General features: G+C 60.0%; 6 protein-coding genes and 1 pseudogene. 5 read left to right on the top strand and 2 right to left on the bottom strand.

Going from position 1 to position 7,440, the window contains the following annotated elements; all coding sequences use genetic code 11:
- The coding region (locus WFM46_RS21960) for an L-lactate dehydrogenase (RefSeq protein WP_336998546.1) at positions 1-855 on the bottom strand (855 nt) is incomplete at its 3' end.
- A gap of 152 nt (positions 856-1,007) precedes the next feature.
- Here WFM46_RS21960 and WFM46_RS21955 point away from each other — a divergent pair.
- Positions 1,008-1,490 carry a GNAT family N-acetyltransferase gene (locus WFM46_RS21955; RefSeq protein WP_336998545.1) on the top strand — a complete coding sequence of 161 codons (483 nt, stop codon included), beginning with the start codon at positions 1,008-1,010 and terminating at the stop codon, positions 1,488-1,490.
- Here WFM46_RS21955 and ptrR read toward each other — a convergent pair.
- Positions 1,444-2,322 (bottom strand): putrescine utilization regulator PtrR, encoded by an 879-nt coding sequence (gene ptrR, locus WFM46_RS21950; RefSeq protein WP_336998544.1) that lies wholly within the window; start codon positions 2,320-2,322, stop codon positions 1,444-1,446. The genes WFM46_RS21955 and ptrR overlap by 47 nt on opposite strands.
- A gap of 99 nt (positions 2,323-2,421) precedes the next feature.
- On the opposite strand from ptrR, the gene sad reads away from it, so the two are divergent.
- The 4 genes and pseudogenes from sad to WFM46_RS21930 all read left to right on the top strand — a co-directional run.
- On the top strand, positions 2,422-3,804 hold the full coding sequence (gene sad / locus WFM46_RS21945; RefSeq protein ID WP_336998543.1) for a succinate-semialdehyde dehydrogenase: 1,383 nt from the start codon (positions 2,422-2,424) through the stop codon (positions 3,802-3,804).
- A gap of 167 nt (positions 3,805-3,971) precedes the next feature.
- Positions 3,972-5,549: a methyl-accepting chemotaxis protein gene (locus WFM46_RS21940; RefSeq protein WP_103179573.1), complete on the top strand. Its 1,578-nt coding sequence runs from the start codon at positions 3,972-3,974 to the stop codon at positions 5,547-5,549.
- 63 nt (positions 5,550-5,612) lie between these two features.
- Positions 5,613-6,539, top strand: coding sequence for a glutaminase B (gene glsB / locus WFM46_RS21935; RefSeq protein WP_103179574.1), 927 nt, complete (start codon positions 5,613-5,615; stop codon positions 6,537-6,539).
- A gap of 162 nt (positions 6,540-6,701) precedes the next feature.
- Positions 6,702-7,440 (top strand): annotated as a pseudogene (locus tag WFM46_RS21930) (diguanylate cyclase); the annotation flags it as partial.

The following is a 7,440-nucleotide window of genomic DNA, read 5'->3' as shown; positions in this document are numbered from 1 at the left end:
CTGCTGGACGCCGCTCTGGGCCAGCACCGCGGGCACGCCAATCGCCACCCCATCAACGCCATACTCACCCTCCAGAATGCAGGAGATCGCCAGCGCCCGGTGGCTGCCGGTGAAGATATTGCGGCAGATTTCAGCGATGGTGGCGGCGATGCTGTACTCCGTGCAGCCCTTGCGGGCGTAGATCTCAAAGCCCTGTTTGCGCACGCGTTCGGCCAGCTCGTCAAAATCCAGCGTCTGGCCGGTATGGCGTTGATACACCTCGGCAATGGGTGAGCCATACACCGACGAATGGGACCAGACCGGGAACTGCGTATCGCCATGCTCGCCCAGGATAAAGGCGTCGATGCTCTGGGCGCCGATATCCAGCGCCTGCGCCAGGGTCCGCCGCAGACGGGTGGTATCCAGCCAGACGCCGGTGCCGATCACCTGATTACGCGGCAGGCCGGAGAGCTGCCACACCTGCCAGGTGATGATGTCGCACGGGTTGGTGGCAATCAGAAATATGCCGTTAAAGCCGCCCGCCATCATCTGCGGGACAATGTTCTTCACGATGCTGGCCGTGGCGGTCAATTCATCCAGCCGCGTCTGTCCTGGCTTCAGGGCGCCGCCGGAGACGGTGATCACCGCGATATCCACATCGGCACAGTCGCTCACCTCGCGGGTGGAGATGCTCATCATGCCGGGCATATAGGCGGCAGCATCCGCCAGATCCCAGGCGTGGCCTTCACTGCGGGCGTGGTTAATATCCACCAGCAGCAGCTCTTCGCAGATATTTTGATTGAGCAGGGCATACGCCGCAGAGGTACCGACATTTCCGGCACCGATAATCATCACTTTACGGGCTTTGGTGTTCATTGTTTTTCCTCACATTTTAACCGGCTATAGGCACCAAACTAACGCTGCCGGGGCAGGTAGCGCAATGGTCAGGCGCAGCTATAAGTTAAAAATATGCCGTTGCGTTTGTCGGCCAGCGTTATGGTGGAGAAAAACGACAAAAGGAGCCTGCCATGTATTCCATTACCTCTGAATCCCCCGCCCATCCCGACATCATTAACCTGATTGCCGCCCTGGACCGTTACCAGAGCGCGCTCTATCCGGCAGAGAGCAACCATCTGCTGGATCTGACCGGGTTGCCCGATTACGCCCTGATAATGATGGTGATCCGCGATCGCCAGCTTAACGCCGTCGGCTGCGGGGCGATCGTGCTGAACGGCGATGGCAGCGGCGAGATAAAGCGGGTCTATATCGATCCGACCCATCGCGGACAGCGGCTGGGTGAAACGCTGCTGGCGGCGCTGGAAGATGAAGCGCAAAGCAGGAGCTGCCACACCCTGCGGCTGGAGACGGGGATCAAGCAGCTTCCGGCCATCCGGCTCTATGAACGCTGTGGCTACCAGCTGTGCGAGGCGTTTCCTCCCTATGCCCCCGATCCCCTGAGCCTGTTTATGGAGAAGCTGTTGGTGGCTGACCTTCGTTTAGCAGCGCTATAAACGCTTCCAGTTGCCGGGTCATCGCGCCCCGGCGCCATACCAGCCAGGTGGTGAGCCAGCGCCAGTTTTCCGCCAGCGGCCAGGCGGCCACCTGGTGATGTCCGGGCATACTTTCCAGCATTGAACGGGGCATCAGCGCAATGCCCGCCCCGGCAATGACGCAGGCCAGCATCCCGTGATAGGACTCCATTTCGTGGATGCGCCCTGGCGTGGCGCGATCCGCGTGAAACCAGCTCTCGAAATGGCGGCGATAGGAGCAGTTGGCGCGAAAGGCATAGATATCGTGCCCGCTGATGTCGGCGGCCCGCGCAACCTCTGGATGACCGGCAGGCACCACCAGCATCATCTCCTCCCGGTAGACCGGCATGCCCTCCAGTTCCGGGTGGTTTAATGGCCCGTCCACAAAGGCCGCGCTCAGCGTCCCTTCCAGTACCCCGTCAATCATTGTCCCGGAAGGGCCGGTCGCCAGCGCAAACTGAATGCGCGGGTAACGCTGGTTAAACTGCGCCAGCGAGGCCGGGATGCGCACCGCCGCGGTGCTCTCCAGCGACCCGAGGGTAAACAGTCCCTGGGGTTCATCACCGGCCACCACCATCCGCGCCTCATCCACCAGGGCGAGGATCTGTCGGCTGTAGCGTAAAAAATTATGCCCTGCGGGTGAGAGGCGCAGCCGCTGGTTCTCGCGGATGAATAGCGCCACACCAAGATCGGCCTCCAGCTGTTTGATGCGGGTGGTCAGGTTTGAGGGCACGCGATGCACTTTCTGCGCGGCCTGGGTAATGCTGCCGGTCTGGGCGACGGCGTTAAACATCTCCAGCTGGGTCAGATCCATGTCGTTCTCGTTTCGTGAATAAGGTGGTTATTATTATTCATTTTTAAGAAATAGCAGATCGCGCCACACTGTAGCAACTGTTAATACACGGAGCCGATCATGACTACACCTTCTGCTACCCATGCCCTGTCCATTAACCCGGCAAACGGCGAAACCCTGGCTGTCTGGCCGTGGGCGACCGTCACCGAGGTTGAACATGCCCTTGCACAGACCGATACCGCCTTTCGCCTGTGGCGCAACGTGCCGGTGGCGACGCGTGCGCAAAAGCTACGCGATCTGGGCGCCGCGCTGCGCAATCGTGGCGAAGAGATGGCGCAGATGATCACCCGGGAGATGGGCAAACCCATCGCCCAGGCGCGTGGGGAGGTGGCGAAATCTGCCGGGCTGTGCGACTGGTATGCTGAACATGGCCCGGCCATGCTCAATACCGAGGCAACCCAGGTAGCGGACGCGGTGATTGAGTATCGTCCGCTGGGGCCGGTGCTGGCGGTGATGCCGTGGAACTTCCCGCTGTGGCAGGTGCTGCGCGGCGCGGTGCCGATTATTCTGGCGGGCAACAGCTATCTGCTGAAGCATGCCCCTAACGTGCAGGGCGCCGCGAACCTGATCGCAGCGATTTTTACCGATGCCGGATTCCCGCAGGGGGTGTTTGGTCAGCTGAACGCCACTAACGACGGGGTGAGCCAGATGATCGCCGATCCGCGCATCGCCGCGGTCACCGTGACCGGCAGCCTGCGCGCCGGGGCCGCCATTGGCGCCCAGGCCGGGGCGGCGCTGAAAAAATGCGTGCTTGAACTGGGGGGTTCCGATCCCTTTATTGTCCTGAACGATGCCGACCTGGATCTGGCGGTAAAAGCGGCGGTGACCGGACGCTATCAGAACACCGGGCAGGTGTGCGCGGCAGCCAAGCGCTTTATCGTCGAGGCGGGTATTGCCGATGCGTTTAGCCGTCGCTTTGTCGAGGCCACCGCGGCCCTGAAGATGGGCGCGCCTGAAAACGAAGAGAACTACCTCGGCCCGATGGCGCGTTTCGATCTGCGAGACGAGCTGCATCAGCAGGTTCAGGCGACGCTGGCCGAAGGGGCGACCCTGCTGCTGGGCGGCGAGAAGTTAGCAGGGGCAGGGAACTACTATGCGCCGACCGTGCTGGGGAATGTGACCCCAACGATGACCGCGTTTCGTCAGGAGCTGTTTGGCCCGGTAGCGGCGATTAGCGTAGCAACCGATGCCGATCACGCGCTTGCCCTGGCTAACGACAGCGATTTTGGGCTTTCGGCGACACTCTTTACCGCCAATGCAGAGCTGGCCGACCGCTTTGCCCGCCAGCTTGAGTGCGGCGGGGTGTTTATCAACGGCTACAGCGCCAGCGACGCCCGCGTGGCGTTCGGCGGGGTGAAGAAGAGCGGATTTGGCCGGGAGCTGTCGCACTTTGGCCTGCATGAGTTCTGTAATGTGCAGACGGTGTGGAAAGACCGGGTTTAACTTTGCTTCCATTGTTCCGCCGGGTGGCGCTGCGCTTACCCGGCCTACAAAACCTGTAGGCCCGCGCAAGCAAAGCGCTGCCGGGCGCCTGTCATCATTCTGAAATAGTTCTGTCATTTTCACTGCGTAGACTCGCCCACGTCTAAGTCCTTGTTAATGAAGAAATCATGAACTTAATGCAAATTTTTCGCCGCATTACTCCCCGGAAGTTTGGTTTGCTGGCGGGGATCTTCTGTATCATCGGCCTCTTTTCCGCGCTGCAAATCTCTTCATCGGTCTTACTTTCCGTCTCCCTGCGCGATGCCCAGCGCAACGAACAGCGCAACCAGATGGCCTGGCTGCAACAGGCAAAGGTCGATCAGGCCCGCATCTCGTTGCTGGCAGCAAGCGATCTGCTTAACCGTGCGGGAGTTTATTTTATGCAGGATAAAGAGACCGGGTCCGACGGCAGCTGGCACAGCCTGATGGATGAGGCGCAACAGGCGCTACGTGATTCTCAGCAGGCCTGGCAGGCGTGGCAGGCGATGCATCCGCCACGGGATGAAGCACTGCTCAACAGCTACCAGTTGTTTTTCGACGCTATCCGTGAGCAGGCCGACGGGCTGGTCAACGGTCAATCGATCGATGCCTTCTTTGCCGTACCTGCCCAGGCGTTTCAGGCCGATTTTAATGACAACTATGCCCGCTATCAGCAGGCCAGCGCCCAGCGCGCCACGGAGGGGCGGCAGCGGCTGACGGCCAGTCTCTCCGGTCTGCAATCACTCTTTCTGCTGGCCCCGGTTGTTCTGCTGGGGATTGCGGTTGCGGTGTGGTTTGCCATGTCCCGCTGGGTGATCGTCCCGCTGCGTCGTCTTATCGCCCATATTAATCTGCTGGCGGCGGGGGATCTCTCTTCACCGCTACCCACCGTGACCCGGTTTAACCGCGAGATTGCGCAACTGGGCGGTAGCGTGGAGACGCTGCAACAGGGCCTGCAACAGCTGGTGACCCAGGTCAGCGAGGCGACCACCTCGATGGTGACCAATATTGGCTCGCTGGCGCAGGGCAATCAGGATCTCTATCAGCAGTCTGCGCGTCAGGCGCAGGAGTTGAAAGAGGTGACCGCGCATATTGCCGCGCTGGAAACCCACGTCGAGGGAAACAGCGGCTATGCAAAACTGGCAAGCTCACGGGCGGACGAGGCGCGGGAGATGGCGGCAGGGGGAGACCGGATGATGGAGACGGTCAATGCCTCGATGGCGGCCATCGTGGAGCGCTCTTCGGAGATGCGCGGCATTGTGGCGATCATCGATAATGTGGCGTTCCAGACCAATATTCTGGCGCTGAACGCGGCCATTGAAGCGGCCCACGCCGGCAACCAGGGGCGTGGATTCGCCGTGGTGGCGCGGGAGGTGGGGCTGCTGGCGCGTAAAAGCAGTCACTCGACCCAGACCATCCAGCAGTTAATTAACCACTCGTTGCAGGGCATTGAGGATGGCTCGAAAGCCGTCACCCGGCTGGAGGATAACCTCCAGCAGGTGATTGGACTGGTGGGTAATCTCTGCAGTCTGCTGAATGAGATCTCCGTTGCCACCCTCAGCCAGGGCGAGAGTATTCACCGTATGACCAGCCAGCTCCAGGCGCTGAACCAGGTGGCTCGCCAGACCGATGCGCTCGTCAACACCGCCTCCGAAGCCTCCCAACGGCTCCATGATGAATCGGGCCTGCTGTTGCAGGCTGTCTCGCGGTTCCGATTGCCTGCCTGACGCCATCCATCAGCCTCTGTTATACTCGCAGGCCGTTTTTGGCCTGTGAGCAAGGAGCAACCGATGGCTGCGAACATCAATAATCAGATGCTGGACGCCATTCTGGCGCAAGTACGTCCCCTGTTGGGCAAGGGTAAAGTCGCCGATTACATCCCGGCGCTGGCCTCGGTCAATGGCAACAAACTCGGCATTGCCATCACTACGGTGGACGGGCAGCACTTTCAGGCCGGTGATGCCACAGAGCGTTTCTCCATTCAGTCGATTTCGAAAGTCCTGAGCCTGGTGGCGGCGATGCGTCAGTATGACGAGGATGAGATCTGGCAGCGGGTGGGGAAAGATCCCTCCGGTCAGCCGTTCAATTCGCTGTTGCAGCTGGAGATCGAACAGGGCAAACCGCGTAATCCGTTTATTAACGCCGGGGCGCTGGTGGTATGCGACATGCTGCAAAGCCGCCTGAGCGCACCGCGCCAGAGAATGCTGGAGATCGTGCGTCAGCTCTCCGGCGTCAGTGATATCGGCTACGATTCCGCCGTTGCCCGCTCGGAGTTTGAACACTCGGCGCGCAATGCGGCGATCGCCTGGCTGATGAAGTCGTTCGGCAATTTCCATAACGACGTGCCAACGGTGCTGCAAAACTACTTCCACTACTGCGCCCTGAAGATGAGCTGTGTCGAACTGGCAAATACGTTTCTTTTTCTGGCTGCTCAGGGTTATGCCCCGCATCTGTCCGAGCCCGTTGTCACGCCGATGCAGGCCCGGCAGGTCAATGCGTTGATGGCGACAAGCGGGATGTATCAGAATGCCGGTGAGTTTGCCTGGCGGGTGGGGCTGCCTGCGAAATCGGGGGTTGGTGGCGGGGTAGTGGCGATCGTGCCTCACGAGATGGCGATTGCGGTCTGGAGCCCTGAACTGGACGACGCGGGGAACTCCCTGGCGGGCGTCACGGCGCTGGAACACCTGACTCAGCAACTGGGGCGTTCAGTCTATTAAGCACTGCCTGTGCCGTCTGGCTGACGGCACAACTGATAAGCACTGCTAACTGGATGATGATAGTTATCCCCTTAATGTGATATACATTAATACCAAACTTTTAACATTCATCCGCGTGGATGTGTATTCAATGTTAAAAGCAACCCTATGGATTGATATTGCATGTCTTCTGCTTACGCCAGAACATTCACACTTTTTCAGCCGCACAGTCCGTTCCGAAACGCGGCGGGAATAGTGGTATTGACCACGCTCTTCTATTTTATCGGCGCGCAGCTTCGTCTGATGGAGTCGCTGTCGATGTTCTGGCCGCTGAATGGCGTGATGGCAGGGGTGTTTGCCCGCTACGCTTACCTGAACCGGCCTCGCTATTACGTGATGTCCTATATCGCCATGCTGGTATACGACGCCATCACCACCGACTGGGGCATCTCCTCGCTGGGTATTAACCTCTCGAATATGGTGTTTATTGTCACCGTAGCCCTGTTGGTCCAGCGCGACAAGCGACTGAAAAATCGCACCCCGGATCCGGTGAATGCCCTGCGGCTGTTTAACTATTGTCTGGTGGCTGCGCTGCTCAGCGCCCTGCTCGGAGCGGCGGTGGCGGGCGGGGTGGACAGTCGCGCCTTCTGGCCGCTGGTCGCCGACTGGTTTAGCGAACAGTTTTCTACCGGGGTATTAATTGTTCCCTGTATGCTGACCATGACCTGGCCCACGTTCAACCGGGCCATAGGTGCCAGCCATTTGATGCCGGTGGTGTTGCTGATTATCTCGGTGATGGCCTCGGTCGCAATCGGCGGGGCCGGTGCGCTGGCGTTTCCGCTGCCGGCGCTGATCTGGTGTGCGGTGCGCTATTCGCTGCCGGCAACCTGCCTGTTGACCTTTGTCACCGGGACGGTGGAGA

The organism is Leclercia sp. M50, from assembly GCF_037150775.1.
In the GTDB taxonomy this organism is placed as follows: domain Bacteria; phylum Pseudomonadota; class Gammaproteobacteria; order Enterobacterales; family Enterobacteriaceae; genus Enterobacter.
This window is presented reverse-complemented; position numbering and strand designations above follow the sequence as displayed.

Bases quoted from the DNA above. Each gene is read 5' to 3' on its own strand.
- WFM46_RS21955 (WP_336998545.1), top strand. From the start codon at position 1,008: ATGTATTCCATTACCTCTGAATCCCCCGCCCATCCCGACATCATTAAC.
- ptrR (WP_336998544.1), bottom strand. From the start codon at position 2,322: ATGGATCTGACCCAGCTGGAGATGTTTAACGCCGTCGCCCAGACCGGC.
- sad (WP_336998543.1), top strand. From the start codon at position 2,422: ATGACTACACCTTCTGCTACCCATGCCCTGTCCATTAACCCGGCAAAC.
- WFM46_RS21940 (WP_103179573.1), top strand. From the start codon at position 3,972: ATGAACTTAATGCAAATTTTTCGCCGCATTACTCCCCGGAAGTTTGGT.
- glsB (WP_103179574.1), top strand. From the start codon at position 5,613: ATGGCTGCGAACATCAATAATCAGATGCTGGACGCCATTCTGGCGCAA.